This is a genomic window from Arthrobacter sp. D3-16, assembly GCF_054408515.1.
Genome location: NZ_CP096437.1, coordinates 2,152,466 through 2,169,852, shown reverse-complemented (window position 1 = coordinate 2,169,852; position 17,387 = coordinate 2,152,466). Strand labels below are relative to the sequence as shown.

20 protein-coding genes and 1 pseudogene are annotated in these 17,387 nt (G+C 59.0%); 10 read left to right on the top strand and 11 right to left on the bottom strand.

From position 1 onward, the window contains the following. Positions 1–10 precede the first annotated feature (10 nt). The 4 genes and pseudogenes from M1D32_RS10440 to M1D32_RS10425 form a co-directional block, all read right to left on the bottom strand. Entirely contained in the window at positions 11–634 is a 624-nt protein-coding gene (locus tag M1D32_RS10440; protein WP_458778625.1) for an energy-coupling factor transporter transmembrane component T family protein, read from the bottom strand. Further along, on the bottom strand, positions 631–1,362 hold the full coding sequence (locus tag M1D32_RS10435) for an energy-coupling factor ABC transporter ATP-binding protein (RefSeq protein ID WP_458778624.1): 732 nt from the start codon (positions 1,360–1,362) through the stop codon (positions 631–633). The genes M1D32_RS10440 and M1D32_RS10435 overlap by 4 nt, the downstream gene beginning before the upstream one ends. 11 nt (positions 1,363–1,373) lie before the next feature. Next, positions 1,374–2,018: a biotin transporter BioY gene (locus M1D32_RS10430; protein ID WP_458778623.1), complete on the bottom strand. Its 645-nt coding sequence runs from the start codon at positions 2,016–2,018 to the stop codon at positions 1,374–1,376. A 145-nt stretch (positions 2,019–2,163) separates the two neighbouring features. Further along, a pseudogene (locus M1D32_RS10425) lies at positions 2,164–2,727 on the bottom strand (recombinase family protein). A 674-nt stretch (positions 2,728–3,401) separates the two neighbouring features. Here M1D32_RS10425 and M1D32_RS10420 point away from each other — a divergent pair. From M1D32_RS10420 to M1D32_RS10405, 4 genes are all read left to right on the top strand, one after another. Next, positions 3,402–4,124: a hypothetical protein gene (locus M1D32_RS10420; protein ID WP_458778622.1), complete on the top strand. Its 723-nt coding sequence runs from the start codon at positions 3,402–3,404 to the stop codon at positions 4,122–4,124. A 243-nt stretch (positions 4,125–4,367) separates the two neighbouring features. Beyond that, positions 4,368–4,520: a hypothetical protein gene (locus M1D32_RS10415; RefSeq protein ID WP_458778621.1), complete on the top strand. Its 153-nt coding sequence runs from the start codon at positions 4,368–4,370 to the stop codon at positions 4,518–4,520. A 71-nt stretch (positions 4,521–4,591) separates the two neighbouring features. Then, positions 4,592–4,831, top strand: coding sequence for a hypothetical protein (locus M1D32_RS10410; protein ID WP_458778620.1), 240 nt, complete (start codon positions 4,592–4,594; stop codon positions 4,829–4,831). 51 nt (positions 4,832–4,882) lie between these two features. Then, positions 4,883–5,266: a hypothetical protein gene (locus M1D32_RS10405; protein ID WP_458778619.1), complete on the top strand. Its 384-nt coding sequence runs from the start codon at positions 4,883–4,885 to the stop codon at positions 5,264–5,266. 844 nt (positions 5,267–6,110) lie between these two features. Here M1D32_RS10405 and M1D32_RS10400 read toward each other — a convergent pair. The 4 genes from M1D32_RS10400 to M1D32_RS10385 all read right to left on the bottom strand — a co-directional run bounded on the left by M1D32_RS10400 (position 6,111) and on the right by M1D32_RS10385 (position 8,312). Next, a complete protein-coding gene (locus M1D32_RS10400; RefSeq protein WP_458778618.1) occupies positions 6,111–6,341 on the bottom strand; it encodes a hypothetical protein in 231 nt (76 codons plus the stop codon). Between the two features lie 31 nt (positions 6,342–6,372). Continuing rightward, positions 6,373–6,603 (bottom strand): hypothetical protein, encoded by a 231-nt coding sequence (locus M1D32_RS10395; protein WP_458778617.1) that lies wholly within the window; start codon positions 6,601–6,603, stop codon positions 6,373–6,375. 578 nt (positions 6,604–7,181) lie between these two features. Beyond that, complete coding sequence (locus M1D32_RS10390; RefSeq protein WP_458778616.1) at positions 7,182–7,643, bottom strand: hypothetical protein; 462 nt, start codon at positions 7,641–7,643, stop codon at positions 7,182–7,184. A gap of 378 nt (positions 7,644–8,021) precedes the next feature. Next, on the bottom strand, positions 8,022–8,312 hold the full coding sequence (locus tag M1D32_RS10385; RefSeq protein WP_458778615.1) for a hypothetical protein: 291 nt from the start codon (positions 8,310–8,312) through the stop codon (positions 8,022–8,024). A gap of 208 nt (positions 8,313–8,520) precedes the next feature. Here M1D32_RS10385 and M1D32_RS10380 point away from each other — a divergent pair, with 208 nt between their 5' ends. Next, positions 8,521–9,600, top strand: a complete 1,080-nt coding sequence (locus tag M1D32_RS10380) for a hypothetical protein (protein ID WP_458778614.1) — start codon at positions 8,521–8,523, stop codon at positions 9,598–9,600. A 31-nt stretch (positions 9,601–9,631) separates the two neighbouring features. On the opposite strand, the gene M1D32_RS10375 is transcribed toward M1D32_RS10380, so the two are convergent. Continuing rightward, the gene (locus tag M1D32_RS10375; protein ID WP_458782159.1) at positions 9,632–9,835 is read right to left on the bottom strand and encodes a hypothetical protein; all 204 of its coding nucleotides are present in this window, start codon (positions 9,833–9,835) and stop codon (positions 9,632–9,634) included. A gap of 382 nt (positions 9,836–10,217) precedes the next feature. Between M1D32_RS10375 and M1D32_RS10370 the strand changes: the two genes are divergently transcribed. Further along, positions 10,218–11,051 (top strand): hypothetical protein, encoded by an 834-nt coding sequence (locus M1D32_RS10370; RefSeq protein WP_458778613.1) that lies wholly within the window; start codon positions 10,218–10,220, stop codon positions 11,049–11,051. 135 nt (positions 11,052–11,186) lie between these two features. Here the strand turns inward: M1D32_RS10370 and M1D32_RS10365 are convergent, their stop codons facing one another. Next, positions 11,187–11,507: a HEAT repeat domain-containing protein gene (locus tag M1D32_RS10365; protein WP_458778612.1), complete on the bottom strand. Its 321-nt coding sequence runs from the start codon at positions 11,505–11,507 to the stop codon at positions 11,187–11,189. A 569-nt stretch (positions 11,508–12,076) separates the two neighbouring features. Here M1D32_RS10365 and M1D32_RS10360 point away from each other — a divergent pair. The 3 genes from M1D32_RS10360 to M1D32_RS10350 all read left to right on the top strand — a co-directional run bounded on the left by M1D32_RS10360 (position 12,077) and on the right by M1D32_RS10350 (position 14,105). Further along, complete coding sequence (locus M1D32_RS10360) at positions 12,077–12,790, top strand: hypothetical protein (protein ID WP_458778611.1); 714 nt, start codon at positions 12,077–12,079, stop codon at positions 12,788–12,790. A gap of 240 nt (positions 12,791–13,030) precedes the next feature. After that, positions 13,031–13,234, top strand: a complete 204-nt coding sequence (locus M1D32_RS10355; RefSeq protein WP_458778610.1) for a hypothetical protein — start codon at positions 13,031–13,033, stop codon at positions 13,232–13,234. 148 nt (positions 13,235–13,382) lie between these two features. Beyond that, entirely contained in the window at positions 13,383–14,105 is a 723-nt protein-coding gene (locus M1D32_RS10350) for an AAA family ATPase (RefSeq protein ID WP_458778609.1), read from the top strand. 894 nt (positions 14,106–14,999) lie between these two features. Here the strand turns inward: M1D32_RS10350 and M1D32_RS10345 are convergent. After that, on the bottom strand, positions 15,000–15,548 hold the full coding sequence (locus tag M1D32_RS10345; protein WP_458778608.1) for a hypothetical protein: 549 nt from the start codon (positions 15,546–15,548) through the stop codon (positions 15,000–15,002). A 376-nt stretch (positions 15,549–15,924) separates the two neighbouring features. Between M1D32_RS10345 and M1D32_RS10340 the strand changes: the two genes are divergently transcribed. Further along, positions 15,925–17,139 carry a YncE family protein gene (locus M1D32_RS10340; protein ID WP_458778607.1) on the top strand — a complete coding sequence of 405 codons (1,215 nt, stop codon included), beginning with the start codon at positions 15,925–15,927 and terminating at the stop codon, positions 17,137–17,139. The last annotated feature ends 248 nt before the right edge of the window (positions 17,140–17,387 follow it).

Here is a 17,387-nt window from a genome sequence, read left to right as displayed (position 1 = left end):
CTCCCGGATATTAGTCTTCGGCGTCACCCAGGCCGCGGGCGGCGAGTGCTTCCCCCGTCTGCCGGGCGAAGGCCACGGAGGTGATGAACACCGGCAGGATCAGGGCGCGCGGATTGCGCTCCAGTCCCCGGGCCCTTGCCGAGTCCCTGACGTCGGCGAACGTTCCGGCGATGTAGGGGATGCTTCGGAGCATGATGCCGATGGTGAGGGCAAACCGCTCGGGGTCCGCGCCGAAGCGCCGGAAGGGGGTGGCCGCTTTGACCACTCCGTCCAGCAGGCGCTGCACCGGAGTGGTGGCGGTCAGCAGCGATGCCGCCACCACACAAACGAGGATGTTCACTACGATCCGGGCAGCGGTTGGTGCTCCGAGCTGCCACCACTGGAAGAGCCCGATCACCAACAGGACGGCGGCGAGCGGGCGGACAGCAGCCCAGAGGCGTTTAAGGCCGGCGCCGGCCAGCAGGAAGAGGCCGGTAAGCCCTCCCAGTACAGCCAGCGAAATCCGCCAGTCGACGATGATGAACGAGGCCAGCCCGCAGCTGAACACCAGGAGGAACTTCAGCGCCAGCGGCGCCCGGTGAATGGGGGAGTTGCCCGGCACGTAGTTGGCCAGGAGGAAGCCGTGGCCCCTCATCGGTTGCCCTGTCCCTGAGCCTGAAGGCCGTCCATGCAGAGGGCGCGGTATGTCGCCACGGCAGCCGCCGGGCCGCCGTCGAACGCGACTTCTCCCTGTTCGATGACCAGCACCCGGTCCATTTCCAGGGCGAGGTCGAGGTCGTGGGTGGACATGATGATCTGCTGGTCCAGCCCGGACAGGGTCCGGCGGAGGAGTTCACGGTTGCGGAGGTCAAGGAGGGTGGACGGCTCGTCCAGGACCAGCACCGCGGGGTTTACGGCGAGCACGGCGGCGAGCGCCATGAGCTGGCGTTCACCGCCGGAGAGCTCGTAGATGCTCTGGTCCGCCAGGTGCAGAAGCCCCAAACGTTCAAGCGCTGCATCCGCCTGGTTCCGCCGCTCGGCGCCGTTTTTGACAGATCGGCGGAGTGACAGTTCCACGTCCTCCCGGCCCGTGGGCATCACCAGCTGGGACAGGGGATCGGTGAAGACAAAGCCGACGTTCCGCCGCACTTTGCGGACGGCACGGACAGTATCGTCGCCGTCGACGGAGACCGTGCCCGCCGTTGGGTGGACGAGGCCGTTGACCAGGCGCAGCAGCGTGGACTTCCCGGAACCGTTGGCGCCGATAACGCCGACGCGCCGTTCCTCGAGCCGGAGGTTGACGTCCTGGAGAAGGACTTTGGGCTGCGGGGAGTGGTCCGTCTCGACGGCGACGGTCACCTGATCAAAGGTTACGGCGGGCATTGGTCAGTTCCTCAGGCCTTCGCAGGCTGGGTGATGCTCCGCCGGACGCGGCGCACCAGGATGTCCGGGAAGGCGCGGTGGAGTGCGACGGCGATGACTGCTGCCAGGACGTTCTTGATGATGTCTCCCGGGTAGAAGACGACGTCGCTCAGGAAGGCCTGTTCGAGGGTTGCCTTGGTGTTCAGCACGATACCCGCGATGCCCAGTGAGTGCACGAACACAACGCTGGTGACAGTGGCGGCCAGGAACAGCCACAAGGCCCGGGCTTTGGTGGTCCGGCGGATGACCACTGTGGCGAGCCATCCCACGATGCCGGCGGCGATGGGGAACGCGATGATGTAGCCCGCTGAGGGGCCGGCGAGGATGCCTAGGCCGCTGCGGCCCTGGCTGAAGATGGGCAGGCCGGCCAGGCCCAGCAGGACGTAGAGTCCGACGGCGGCGAAGCCCCTTCCGGGGCCCAGCACCAGACCGGTGAGCATCACGGCAAGGGTCTGGAAGGTGATGGGCACGCCGAAGCCGTTGACGGCCAGGCCGGGCACCAGTGCTGCGCCGGCGACAAGGGCGGCGAAGACGGCGATCAGCCCAAGGTCGGTGGCGTTCCAGCGGCGGCGCCCGGTCTTCAAGGTGGTTTTGACGGCAGTGTCAGTGTTGCTCATGGCAGTCCTGTCGGGGTTGTACAAGCGGAATCTAATGTACTGCCGACGTTACTGCGGCGCGAATGCCCCTATTTTGTAGGGGGTCTACTAAAGCCGGTGCCAGCCGCTGAGGACTGGGCACAACGGTGCTTTGATTTTGGCTGCACTATTGGTCTGGCTTGGGTCTCTTGGCCTCTGCGGCTGCTTCCTTGGTACGGGCACGGTCGAGTGCGCGGTAGACAGTGGAGCGCCCTACCGAAAACAGTTCCGCCAGCTCACATGGTGTGTTCGCCGTTGCCGTGCAATTGGACCAGGAGTGCTTCCTGTTTGGGGGAAAGCTTGGGCTTTTTTCCCGTAGCCGACCTTTCGCCTTGGCAATCTTCATCCCCTCCTTTGTTCGTAACCTGATGAGGTCGCCTTCGAATTCGGCAACCATGGCGAGGACATTGAACAGGAGCTTGCCCATGGGGTCGGTGGGATCAGAAACGGAGCCGCCGATACTGAGCTTTACCTCCCGTGCGGCTAAATCGTCAGCAATTGGGTAGACGTCCCGCACCGAGCGGGCGAGGCGATCGAGTTTGGTGACGATGGACGTGTCCCCGGCTCTTGATGCTGCGAGGGCTTAGCGGAGGCCCGGGCGGTTGGTGTTGGTACCGGTGAGTCCGTGATCCACGTATATCCGGCTTGGTTCGACTCCGAGGGACAAGGGAGCTTCGCGTTGCACGGTCACGTCCTGCTCATCAGTAGAAACTCTGGCGTATCAATCATTATTGAGTTCATGAGCAGCAGTGTCGTATAGCCGCCCTTCACCGGACAATGCACCGGACGGGACCTACGGGACGGATTTTCGTCGGGTTAGTGGCGTCGCAGGTCATGAGGGCTTTTTTTGGCGCAGGACCGGCTTACGGGATGGTGTGCGGGCAGGCCTCTTCCGAACCGGCCACCGGGAGCAGAGGCTTCTCTGACGTCGTGTGTGTATTGAATCTATGTTTCTTGCACTAGGACGAGTAGCGCCGATGAATGTACCCTTGGCCCGAGTTCTGGAAGAGAATTAGGGGGAAAAATGGGCAGATTCTTTGAAGGACCTTGGGTGCTAGGGCTGGTGTTCCTCATCGTATGCGTCGTCATTGCCGTTGCACTTGTACTTTTCGTTGTTCGACTAGCTAACAAGTCCATGCGCAAAGAAAAACCCTCAAGGAATGAGGAACGATTCTAAGCCTTCTGCGCTGGCTAATGATTCCTGTCGACGTTAGGTTGAGACCATAAAGAATCCGCGTCCACAATGCCCCTTGGTCCCCGAAACTACTCCAAAGCTTGGGTTGTGAGACTCGCGTCCCAAAGGAGGCTGTGGCCGTGGTTGCGTAAACTTCAGTCGGTGATAACTACTAATGGGGGAGCTGCGGGATGTGTGCGGCAACTGACTGGAGCCAGAGGATCTGGCCTGACTACGAGGACTTACCTCGGGATGTAATGGGGTACCACGTCCAGTGCAGATCAGATTCTCTCCTGATCCAGCCCGACGTGTCCACGATGTCAGAAGCTGTCGGGACCTTTCTGGGTAGGCTCGGCGTCAAGAATGCCGAAGCGACGGTGGTGCCCATTGGAGCGACTTCGGGTGGGCCTGGACTTATCGAAGGCATTGACCCCTTCACGAAGCTGTTTGGCCAAGTTGGTGCGGTGGTTAAGTTTGTGCTGGCCTGGCGGGCGCGAGTGGCGACACTGGAGCGCAAAAGGCTTCGCCCGGCCGTAACGGTGACCCTCCTTGCGGATCATGTGCCCCTACTCCGACAAACGGCTGCTACTTACCACGACACCGCAACGCTGATCGTCACGTTCCTACCAGAACTACTGCGGGAGTTGCAGGAGTCGTACCCGTCGTTCAACGTTACGATCCGCGTAAGAGCCAGAAGCTTGAAGGCGGAACACGTAGACATCCAGGTTGGCAACGGATTGGACCTGACTGACCAGCACGTTATGAAGATTTTGAAGTGGCTCAGGATGGACATGGATTCCATGACGGTCCGACACGTTGAGAACTGGTTCTCATTCCCGGTTGTAAAACAGATCAAAGGAAGGGCCTTCACTGCCCGTCAGTTTTCTGGCAAGGCCATGATGGGTGGGGGGTAGACCCCTTTCGCGGTTAATTCCCGCCCCATGTGACCTAACCTGCCCGTAGCGGGTTCCTGGAATGGCGAACCGCGGCGTACCGGCTAACGGGAGGTGTGCGGACAGTCCTCTTCCGAACCGATGACCGGGAGCAGGGGCTTCGTTCGCGTCCTGGTGTATCGAATCTCCGTTTCTTGCACTAGGACGAGTAGCGCGATGAATGTAGCCTTGGCCCAGTTCTGAAAGGCGAATTAGGGGTAATAAATGGGCAGATTCTTTGAAGGACCCTGGGCGCTAGGGCTGGTGTTCCTCATCGTATGCGTCGTCGTTGCCGTTGCACTTGTACTTTTCGTTGTTCGACTAGCTAACAAGTCCAAGCGCGTAGAGAAACCCTCCAAGAATGAGGAACGCTTCTAAGCCCGGCAACATCGCTCGCAGCCCACCTAAGCGCTTAAGTGTCGAGACTGAACGTGGTTGAAGGAGATGCTATGGCTGATCGTTTTCAGGATATGCCACCAAAGATGAGGCGCTTCCTGAGGGTTACTACCTACTTGGCAACGCCGATCATGGTTATCGGAGTAGTTCTGGGTACGTTTGTGGACTTCCGCCTCATAGTCATCGGGGTCGCGTTAGTAGCAATCGCCGTTTTTGTGCCGTTGGGTATAGCGGCTAATCGGGAGAAAAATGAACTAGCCAAGCGGCAAGGGAACCAAGAGGACACGCCTTAGAACGGAGGCCCGGTGAGACCCGGAAAGGAAGCCAGGGAGCCACCTTTCGAGGTGCTCTTCGCCGTTTGGGCGATGATGGCGGCCATTTTGGTTGTAGACATTCTTGCCCTTCTGGCAATCCTGCAAATACCGACAGAACCGAAGCAGGCATGGGTTCCCTGGCTCATCGGGTTCATCCTGTTGCTACTTTCCGTGATCGGCGCCAGCTTCGTGCAAACCCTCAAAGATGGTGATCGCAACATGCGCTATTACCTGAGCTACACCATCTTGCTGTGTGGATTCGGGTTCTCATGGCCACCGTCTTGGAAATGGCTGATCTTTCTGGTCCCGCTGGTCATTATTGGCCCACTTTGGCTCCCGCGAGCCCGACGCTTCTTCGACGAAGCACCGGATGACTCGGCTACCGATTCTGCGGGTCCCGGAAAATTAACCTGAGTGGCAGGTCCTGAAAGCATCCAGCAGACGGGGGGCCGGATATTTTGCACAGCCGCCTTCCTTGAAGCCAGGGTCTTCATCGCCATACAAACGGTGAGAGTGCTTTCGGCGGCAGCCTCCGCCTGTCTCATTGAACGTTCGCGTGTCGATCCGGCCTCCGTCCAGCACGGATTTTCTCCTGGGGCTGGATCAGTCAAGGTTGGCACCTTACAGTCGGCACTGAGGCTTCAGGGATGGAGGCGCCACCAGTGATCAGCCTATTGATGGGATCTGAGCCAGAAGACGGACTGGTTCATCTGCATGTTTGGAGCGAAACGGCCATAGTTCCATGGGTCACGGGGGTCTCTTATCGGGCCGGAAATTTCGGCATGCAATTGACTGCGAACACGGATCTCTTAGGATCCGGCGTTCTAGCAATTGAGACGGTCAGCTTCATCACAGGGAAAAGCCCCGAATTTTACGCCCCGACCAGTGCCTTCTTAACGCCCGACGGGACTATTGAGTTTCTCCGCATGGCAGCTCGAACAAATCAGAACGTCGCCAATCTGGAAATGATCCTGCCGACCACTCTTAGGAACTCAGAGTGGCCGGGTCCGAGCATCTTTTCCGAGCCAGCGAGTCTCTTCGTAGACACCTGGTATATGGGTCGAGCGGTTGAAGACCCAGCAATTCTGCGAGTAAGTTTCTCGACCAAGTAGTGGATCCATTAGCCCTGACGGTGAAAGGCCAACGATGGACCACACGTCCTAGCGGTCCTGATTACGGTGACCTACTCATGCGCGCTCGTTAGTGGCGAGAGCCTGTCCCGTGGAGGCTTCCCCTATGGCCCTTTTTGACTATCTGCTCACGCAATGAGTGAGTTGAAGGCTAGGAAGACGCCGAAGCCGATGAACATGATGCTTCCTCCAATGATGATCCGCTGCAGTAGAGCAAGGGTCCGATCACGATTAGCACGCACGATGCGGGCTTGTTTCAACGCCGCATATTGCATCAGCGACAGGGGTTTCCTGCCGACAATCATGGCGAGGCCGGCTAGGACGACGAAGACGCCTGGGAGATACGACGGCATACTCATGTGCTCCTACGCACGGCGCGGATGACGGGTCTCATGAGAGCAGATTGACGATGCCGGAGACTAGGAAACCCAGGCCAATAACCACGCACAATACGATGTATAGCAATCGACTCGTTTTGGCGTACTTGATGACACCCGGATGTTCAGCATTAGGCGAAACCGCTTCCAAGAGCTGCAATCTCCTGCGATCCGCCCTGCGCGTGAGAAAGGCACTGAGGATACCCGCGGCCAGGAGCACAAGCCCGAAAATCAACTCGCCCATCTGGAACCTTCCGCAGCATGAATGAACTCGTACACCCGCTAACAATGATCTTAGACACGACGGAGCTACCAAATCTCGGGGGGGGGCAGAAACGATTTGTCACCCTGGTCAATTTGCACGACCGCGCTTAGGCCCACGAATAGCAGAGCTCGTGCGCTTGAATCGCCGAAAGCGTCCGTAGAGCGTTGGCCGACGTAGACGTCGATGATGTCGGTCAGAGGGAGGTGTTTCGGCTCGCATTGCACTGAGCTGCGTGGACCGTAATGGCGACGCTGACAATCAAACTAAGGAACAAAGCCAGGAACCCGACAGTGGCAGCTACGAAGTAGCTCGCGGGCTTAGGCACCGTATCGACTACAGGCTCCATAAAAACCCAGATGGTGGCACCAGCGGTAACTCCCAAAACTGCGATAAGGCCAGTAAGGACCCAAGCCGCAATTGCAAGAATGATCAACTTCATAACTCCCCCAAATTCGGGGGCTGCCCCCGTCGTGCTTTGATCCTAGCCGTGAGAGTGCTCTGAAGATGATTGGTCCCAGTAGCCGTTCGTCATGGAAGCAGGGAGATTCTAGTTTTGCTCAACGAGCAGTCTTTGATCGTAGACGCAGCAGCTGATACGCCAGCCAGATTGTGCCGAGGATCGGAAGAAGGGGAAATGTCGGCCGGCCAGTCGCGACGAGGACGGCGAAAGCGATCCAGAGAATAGCAGTGATCGCCGCCAAGGAAATGAGCGTCTTGCGTGTGACCGGAAAGGATGGCAGCACAATGCCTTCGTCGCGGAGTCTGCGCGATTCAAGGACTACCCTGCGGATTAATGGACCGAAGACAGCAGCCAAACCCACAAGAGCCAATACCGTGCGCCAGGGTTGTGGGACGTTTAGTGCATCCAAGGCACTACCCAGCACCGCACCCAGGAGGAAAAACCACCACATTCCCCAGACAACAAGTTGTCTTCGTCTCGGCGGCATACCGTCGAGTGAATCAGGCGGCCAAGACTGCCACTCATATTTGTTGTCATTCGTGCCTGCCCCCGGGGTCATGCGCTTAGCCTAGCCCGATGACCTAAATTACAGACTCGCGCACGTTCATGGGACATCATTTGCAAAACAGCTGTTCAGACTGAACTCCGTGTCGTATGGGGTTCTCCAAAACGCAGCGGCTGAGAAGTGAGGAGTCCTCGGACCGAGGCCACCACGACAGGTTGCCCCGGAAGTGGAAACGAGAAAGTGCTTTGGGAGCGTCCGTCTGGTCTGCCGTTAGGGTGAGTCCATGATGAAGGTGATTTCGGCACCGGACGGTTAGTCCTGAGTGCTGCTCAGCCTGGAGGTCGGCTAGGAAAGTAAGAACCGTTGAGAGTCCACCGCCGAGTCGCGGGTGGACCACATGCCGTTCGCCTTGAAGGATGGGGCAGCAAGCTTTCAATCGTTGGCCGGCGGGGTCATCAGGAATGATCCCAGCTGTTTGCCGGCATCTGCCGTCGTCCAAAAGGAGACTTGCTGTTGACCTTCGGGGGTTTCGATATTTACTTCAATGGCGAAGCCCGGCACATCTCCTACCGTCCGGCTAACGCCGAACCCATTCATGCGGTTCTGCGGGAGGTCTTCTCCCATCAGAATGCGAGGATCCTCGGCACCCGTGCCACCATGCAGCATCCAACTGGCACCCTGCTGCAAAGCGGCACGATGTCCGTCGCATACAGGAGCTTCCATCCGGGACCCTGGGATCAACTCGAACGCGCCAGTAGGGGCCTCAGAGCAGCGCAACACAGAACAAGTCGCCATGCTTGCGATGGTATCTACCACCACTCCAAACCGAAGCATTCCGAGGGTTCTCCAAATCCGCGGAAACAGTGCCGTAAAGGGTTCCTCTATCAGGGGCTGAACGTTCTGGCCGAGAACGCCTGTGCGCCTTAGCTGTATGTTTGCGATTGTGGATAATCCTGATAAATCGGCCGAGGAGTTCAAATGGCTCCCTGAAGCGCTGGAATCCGTTGCGTTACGGCTAGCCCGAGCTGACGAATGCGCCTTCAAAATCGGCGACATTGGATCCAAATGGTCCTTGGAAGGGCCCTTGGAATTCGAACAGGTCCGGCGAGGAAAGGAAGTGCAGACGTTCCTGAAGTCGCTGCGACCCGTACCTGCCGAAGCGTCCTTGTTATTCAGCGAGGCCGTAAATCATCTTCGTGCGTCGATCGACAACGTCGTTTGGCACCTCATTGAGGAAGCTCATGGTCAATTGACCGGGTACGTAGCGAAGCAAATTGCTATGCCGATCACCGACTCGCAAACGAGCCTAGACAGGTGGGCGGCACCGAAGGTCGCCAAAGGCGTTACAGCGTTCGGCCGCGAAGCCACGTTGGGCAAGCGGATCCGGTTGCTCCAGCCTTTTGTTGACGTTGCCAGCGAAGTACCTTCGTTAGGCAGAACGCTGGCCCGGATGACGGGGCTGGAAGTCGAGTCGGCTCATCCGCTTAAACTCCTTCAGGCCTACTCAAATGGTGATAAACATCGGTCCGTCCGCCTAACAACGGCCAGAACCTTCAGTTCTACTGATGCCAGGCCGCTGACTGGGCAGAACCTCGCCCATCAGGAACTTAGGGTGGGTGATGCCATGGGACCGCCCACCCCCTGGGGGCAACTGGCTATATTGGAAACCAACACAGCTGTGATGGTTCAACGCCCCGACCCTTACTCCGCTTGGGTAAACCCCGTCAAAGAGCTCAACGCCATGAGGCAACATGTCAGCAAAGTGGTCATCCCTGTTTTGCTCACGGGCCTGCAAATGCCTAAGGGCTTGCCACCCCTTGTCGACTTTGGGGATAACGGCCTATCCAATCGCGGACGCCTTTTGGCCGGCCAGTGGGATGACGCTGAAGCGCGACTGGCCGATATAGTTCAGGCACGATTCCACGAAGCCCTGGCCCGGGACGTTCGATTCGCTCCTGTTGTGGAGGCGGCCGGTCCACACGACGCAGACAGTACCGCGGCAAATCATTAGGGCTTCGACGAATGTTCCGATGGCCCTTCGTTTAAAAACGCTCCACGCGGTCGGCAACCAAGGAGAACTCGTCCTGCTGCGCTTCGTGCCAAGTGAGCATAACGTCCTCGCCTGGGACAAGCTCAAGAAACTCGTTTGCCCTTTGGACGATGGAGGAAAAATGAGCGAAGCACTCTGCGGCTACTCCCTCGATCCGGATAGATCCCCACCCTTCATCGCGGTGCCAGGTCTTCACCGTTCCCTTGCTCAAAATTTCATCCACGTCAACGATGATAGCTACCTCCTTTCCGTGGCCGATCTGGTGGACATAGGTGACGACCAGAAGTACGTCCCGTAAGTGGTTCACTCATCGGGTATCGGTTGTGTGCTGGTGCGAGGATGATCTGATGACGCCAAGTATTGATCTGCTTCCGCAAGGTCCTCGAGGCCGCCGCCTGTGCCTTGAGTTGGCTATGGAGCTCGATCAGGAGGTTAGAAACGCGGCCTTCTGGTTAGCCTATGAACTCGATAGTGGCAGGGGCACCTCCAGGGTTGTGCTGTCCGCTGTTTCCTCCGATGACGTGCAGGCCAAGCCCCCTGCTCCATCCCTGGAGTGGCTGGCGGCGAGGCTAAGATCCTTGGACTTCACAGACCTCAAGGAAAGTCAGTTGCAGGGGGCCCTTGAGCGGTCCGTTGACAGTGCAAGGTATTGGCAACCGCCCGACGGAGAGGACGTCCTGGCCGGACTCCCGGAGGTAGCCGAAGCGCTGTCCCCGGTCGCCCAACAGTTCATCGCCTCGCCCCGGATGCAATGGTGCTGGCAACCCCGCCAGGTAGAGCAGTGGGCGATCGACTGGCGTCATGCCGACGATCCCGCACCCCTACCGAAAAACCCAGGAAGGACGCTGACAGAATGGGCGTGCAAGGAACGCGGGGAGGAAGTGACGGCGGCGCGAGAACGCCCCAACGACCCCACCGCGAACGTTTCCGGAACCTGGTGGTCCATCCCGCACGGGCTGATACAAACCGTCGGGCAACTCCCTGCCGGGCTTAGCCTGGTTGAAGATTCCCTTGGGTGGGAGCACGCCACCACGGTTCCCGTTCGCGGATCCGGCAAGGTACTTGAGATAAACACAGCAGAGGACTGGGTAAACCTCTGCCGCAAGTTCCCCCTGGAAGTCACAGCGTCCAGGCGACACGACTGGTTCCACACCACGGGACGACATGGAAGATGGGTAATCCCGGACTGGGAAAAAGTCGCTGGCGAATGGGACGCCACGCACCTGACCGTCATGGGCTACCTGAATGCCGCGGGGCGCCCACTTGAGGTCGACCTCGAAACGGCAACGGTCATTGCGGGCTGGGACCCTGACAGCACGATCTGGTTGACGGATGTAGCGCGTGAATGGATCGGACCCCGGCAGCAATGGCAGCGAGACTCCAACCGCGACGAATGGATTCGAACACAATAATCAGGACAGTGAACGCGACGTCCGCCACGACTTCGACGTTTTTTATGTGGCGCAGGACTGCGCGGAACCTACTTGAGCAAGGCATGTAATCGTCCCGTAGATGGTTCCCGCTTCGAGGCGCTGCGCCGCCTCTGCCTAATTAGGGGTGCCCTTTTTCATCTTCATTAGGCCTCGCTTGGCATCTTTACGCACCCAGGCGCGTTTGTCTCCAAGCATGGCTTCAAGTCCGGCAGCTGCATCAGGGTGTGCCAGCTTAGCCAAGGAACTTGTCGCGTGACCGTTGACGTCTTCCTCGGGCAGAAGGGATAGAAGTAGGTTGATCGCCTCGGGCCGTCGAGATTTACCAAGCCCCAGCACGACCATCTGCCGCGAGTCCCCGTAATCGCGGTTAGATGCGATAGCCGCAAGATCGTCAAAGTATGTATCGTCCCACATGGTCTTAAGGGCGTTTCCCACTGCCCATCTCACGGACGAGGTGAGGGGCTTACCGTCTAGAGGCAAGCTTTCAAATTCCTTAAGGAGAGCGGGCAGCGCAGTTTCTCGTGCCCAAGGGTATGAGTGAGAGTGCCCTGACAATTTGTTCCTTGAGTAATATGTCGTCAGTCTGAAGCCAGCGCAGAAGAATTGGAACGGCCTTGGTGTATCGCCTCCCCGAATTTCGGAGGCCAGCTAGGGGCGTGTCCGGAAACCCGGCTGCATTGAGCTCCGAAAGAAGAACTTGCTGATCACCTATCTTTTCCGCGGACATGGAAGAACATTAACAGCCTCGCGAAGAACTTCGTCAGATCCTCGGCTCGGTCAAGCCTTCCGCACTGATGTCTCGATGGACGTTTCCCAAACAGCCGATTAGATGGGAGACGAATACTTGAGTAACTCTTCGTTTTCTACGGGAAGTAGTTAGTAGAAGATGAAACGGGTAGTGATTACTCTGTTAGGTCCTGCCGGGCAGAGCCGCCCGGAGGGTCCGGTTCCGGGACGCGCCCCGAAACCTCGGGGCGGGCCGGTCCATTTAAGGGGATCAGTCCATGCACAGGCGCATCACCATAGCCCTCCTCCTAACGACGTTCCTAGCCCTCGCGGGATGCGGAACAAAAACCGGCACCGCAACGGCAACTTCTTCAGCACCGGCCCCCAACCCAACACCCAGCCCGGCAAAGACCTACACGGATGCGGACCTTAGCTCCCTCCTCGCCACCCTTAAGGATGCCCAGGGGCGCCCTCTGACCGTGGTTCCCGCAGCGCAGATCGACCAGGGCATCATCAAAGCCAAAGAGATCCTGAAGAATGCGGTCTTCACGCCACCGGAGTGCAATGTTTTCGCCGACAGCAACTCCCAGATCCCCGAAGACAGCACCTACGCCGCCGGCACCACCGTGTCAGCCGCAGAAAATACGACGATCGTAGTCACCGCCATCGCCCTCAACGACGCCAAGGAAATGGCTGACCAACTAGAAGCTTCACGAAACTCCGCGGCCGCGTGCAGCAACTTCACCGCTGAACTGGCCGGACAGAAGATCACCACCGAAGTCCAGCAGATAGACGCCAAGACGACCGGGGACCAATCCTTCGCCGCGCTGGCCAAACAAAGCCTTTCCACCGGTGAAAACCAAACAGCGCTGACCATGACGGGCATTAAGGGAAACCTGGCCGCCACGGCAGTGAAAGCCGGACCTGCAGTTACCCCGAACGATGCACCCGAACTAGCCCAGCTGATCGACACCGTCCTCGCCCACGGCTAATAAACGGTTACAGATCCGCTCCCACCTACAGCTGCCGTTAAGTGGAGAAAAAGAAGAATCCTTGGATTCGGCTGGTTTTGAATAACCAACAAGCCCGCTGCCACGCGTTTGGCTAGAGTTGTCGCGTAGGGGGTTCCTCCGCTGAAGGAAGAGGGTACTGGGCCTGATGCGGCTGATGGGGATGCCAGTGCTGTCCTGCATCGGATTATCCTGCGCGAGGCAGCGGTTCCCCTTCTGACAGTGCTGTTCCTCTCGATCCGACTCGGGTTCTTCATTGCCTGGCTGATGGTCACCAGCATCGACGACAGTTATAAAGTCACCTGGCCGGCGCCTGATTACTTCATTGCCCTAGGCCTCAGCCTGCTCCTGGCACTGGGAGCCGTGGCGGCTACATTCAGTCTCATCCGAAGCAACACTGCGATGGCAATTACACGCTTCGAATGAAGCACGCTCAGGCTAAGGACGAGTCAGTATCGCGTCCGAAGCAGAGCCAGGATGTAGAAGGTGGATCAGCATCCCATTTGAGGTTCGGCGGAGTAGATGCTCACGAGTCCAAGTCGGGGCCTCCACGGGTGCCTGCAACAATGGGCGGGTGCCTATCAACACCTATCCAATCCAACGGCTTGCAGAGGATCACAGTAATGTCCTGGACCGCAGCCAGTGGCCGGCCGTGCTACCTGCCGTAGCAGCAATTCTGGACGATGGGCTCGATCTAACGCCCGCCACCATATTTGTTGGTGAGAACGGTGCTGGAAAGTCGACACTGGTAGAAGCGATCGCTCTGGCTTACGGCTTATCTCCTGAAGGTGGATCTACAGGTGCGCGTCACACGACCAGATCAACCGAATCGGTGCTTGCCGATCACCTACAGATCATTAGGAATGCAGGAACAACTCGACGTGGCTACTTCCTGCGCGCAGAGACGATGCATGGCTTCTTCACCTACCTGGAGAAGAACCCGAGCACGTCACGTCGTGACATCGCCTTCCATGATATGTCCCACGGTGAATCGTTCCTGCAGCTAGCCGTTGACCGATTTCGCGGAGACGGACTGTGGGTGCTCGATGAACCAGAATCTGCGTTGTCCTTCACCGGATGCCTCACACTCTTGGCTGTACTAAAAGAGCTTTTGGCTAACGGCCATTCGCAGGTAGTCATGTCTACCCACTCGCCACTTCTGGCGTCCCTCCCTGGTGCCCAAATTCTGGAAGTCGGCCCTTGGGGCCTGCGGCCGAACAGCTGGGAAGACCTCGACCTTGTCAGAAGCTGGCGGTCATTCTTGGAGTCGCCAGAACGCTACCTTCGACACATCTAACGGCAGAAAGCAGTGCGGAGACCTCATTTCGATCTCAGGCTCGTCCGCTAAGGGTTCCGCTGACTTTGCGAAGCATCTGGTGCAATGTAGTTACCGCCCGAAGAACTAAAGGAAACATCGCGAGCCACTAGCTCTCGACCAAGCGGCGAGAGCGCGTCAGATACCGGGGGAAAAGATCGTGATTTCCCCGCTGGTTAGCTCTTGATCCACGCATTCCGCGACTCGCATGGCATCCGCCTCCGATGATCCTGCATGCAGACGTACTGCAAGGTGGGAAGCAGGCATGTCGGCACTTATGCTGGCACTTTCTACGCTTGGGTCGTTCTCGCAGGTATCCAAGGACTCATAGACGGGGAAACTAACAGCGACGCCCCAGCGGCCGTCGGCCGAGGCAGTTCGCGGGTAGTCTGCTGGCGAATTTGGCGCACAAGCTGCCAGCAGCACCACCAGTAATGGAGTGAATATCTGTTTCCGCATGGAGTCCCCCGAAAGCTAACAGCCCGTACATCTAACTCTATTGGGGCGGCCCACCCTGCACCTGTTCCGCTTTGACCTGTCCTGAAACCGCTGCGCCTCGAAACCCTAGGGTCTCAAGACACGTCTGGGCATTTGTGAATAGGGGTACCGAGCGAAAGGGAACTTGTGCATAGGAGTACCGGCCAACCAGTGGTCACAACCCGTCCACACAAACCCTGAAATTCCAGGGAAGTTTGTGCAGCCAGCTTCTGAAAACGACAACAACTGCCTGTTGCAAAAGTCGTCCGTACAACTGGAGGGCCCCAGCCTGGGCTTGAGTTTTCTTGTATGGGATGCGTATCGAGACACTGAGGCTATGAGATATCCCGGTGTGTTCAGAGAAGGAGTCGGCGCCCGCAGGCGGGATCGCCTCCCGCATCAGCTGGTCATTTGTCGGAGCTTGAACACGATCGAGTCGAAGACGGCGCGTGCCTCTCTTGTCAGCTCCGGATTGATCGATTCGTGGAATTGGACCACCCAGAACATGGCGCGCTGGCCATTCAGGTGGACTACCCGGTAGGTTTCGCGCTCAGCGGTGCTCGAGTACCAGCGTGAGCATTCGTTTGAGATTGATGAGTGGATGCAGAACTTGTCGCGGTCGCAGGCTTTGAAATCCACGTCGCCCTCCACAGAGTGGTCGAACTCGACGCCGGAGTAATCGCCCACCATGACCTCAACGGGAGGGGTGCTGGCCGTTGACGTCTGCGCCGTCATTGCGTCGACAAAGGCCTTAGCCGACGAATTGACCTCGACGAGCGCGCCCTCCCACTTGCATGCGTCCCTCGGCACATAGAGCGCGGGCCACCAACCCACGAAGACCCCCAAATCATCCGGGTGATCCGGGTCGTCCTTTAACAGGCCATCGCCCTCTTCATTCACCCAGCCGTCTGGGACGGTGATCTCGAAATCTTCTTTGAAGCTGGTCACGAGGTATGTACCGGGGGCGATGTCGCCGCTGTCCGGCAGCGGTGGGACCGTGGGCACCCCCGGTGGGACCGTGCGAGCCTCCGTAGTCGGTGCGGGGGATGGCGCCTCCGTGGCAGTGCACGCCGAAAGGCCGAGGCAAACGGACAAGACTGATGTCATGGAGATGAAATGGCGTAGCAGCACACGCATGTAGGCCTCCAAAGGGAACCCTTATGCTGCGGACGTTACGCCCAGCCAACACCGACCGCAAGGGGATGCCAAAAGCAAATGCTCCCCCATTTTGGATATTGGAAGGCCTGTCCTGGTAACTAGTAGGCTTCTTCGGGTTGGCTTTGCGCCCAAGCATTAACGGGGAATCTATTGGGGGAAAAATTTCATGAAGTACCGCTGGGCCACGTTCACCGCCATTCTCGGAGCAATTTTGTGCTTGGGTTCTGCGCCGGCAGTGGCAGCACCTGATGAAGCAATCCACACTGACGGCACACCCGTTCGGGCGGCCATTGCTGCAGACGGCACCGCCTTTCTCGGAAACTACGGCCAGGGCGGAGGAGTCTTTGTGGTTCCCTCGGGTGCCACCAGCCCGTCCCGCACCATCAGCACGGGAGGCCACCGCGTCACCGGGCTGGCGCTCGACCCGGACGGAATATTGTATGTGGCCATTGTCGACGACGCCCCCGACCAGGACGCCGTCGGAGTCATCCCGGCCGGCGCGGCCGCTGTGGAACGGACCATTCCGGTGCCGGCAGGTCGCCATCCGCTGGCCGCCGGTTCCGACGGGACGGTGTACGTGGCGAACTCCGCGGGCAACACCGTCTCAGTCATCGCGCCGAACGGAACCGCGGTGGACCGGACTATCGAAGTGGGGGCAGGCCCGGCAGAAATAGCGGTGGCGAAGGACGGAACGGCCTTCGTGTCCAACCAGATCGCCGGCACGGTCTCCGTGATACCGGCTGGGGCGGATACAGTCGCACGGACCATTGAGCTGATCTCGGACACCGGAACTTCCGAGGAACCGCATGGGATCGCTGCCGGACCTGACGGAACCGTCTATGTGGCCAACATCAAGTCAGATGAAGTTGCCGTCATCAAACCCGGCGCCGACACTGCGGCCGGCCGGATTTATGTCGGGGGCGGGCCGCAGGACGTGGCCCTCGCGCCGGACGGATCGCTGTATGTGACGAGCCTGCTGACCCAGGAGCTGTCCGTGATCCGCCCTCACGCCAAAGAAGTGGGAAGCTCCATCCCCGCTGACGGCGGTCCCGGTCACCTCGCTGTGGCCCCCGATGGTTCTGTCATCGTGATCAGCCCCGGTTCCGCTCCGGGCAAAGGCTCGGTGGTCCGGTACTCCGCGGCAGCCCTGGCGGCGAAGCCGCAGGGACCGACGGCTGCTGCAGCGCCGGCGTCCGGGGCTGCCCCCGCGGCAGCCCCGGACGGGGATACGACGGCTCAGCCAACCGGCGGCTCCGCGAGTGTCCTGCCCGCCGTGGCAGGCGGGGTGGCAGCAGCCTTCGCTGCCATCGCCGTTGGGTCTCTGGTGAAGGGCCGCCGCAAGAGGGCGGGCGTGGCTGCCGGCGGCAGTCAGGGACCGTAGCGGGCTGCAACAACCTGCTGATCGTTAACAGGACAGTCCTCCTTGCGGGCGGATTCGCAATCCACGAGCCCCGGACCTGGCTTACTTAAGTGGAGGTAGGGTCGCTGACTACCAATAACGCGCACGATCCGTTCCGCGATGGGACATACCGGACGGTGTGGACCGACGAAGGGCTGGAGCTGGAGTTTGTGTCCGATTATATGAATCCCGCCCGAAATGAACACCAGTTCGTTGAGCACCGGCAGTAG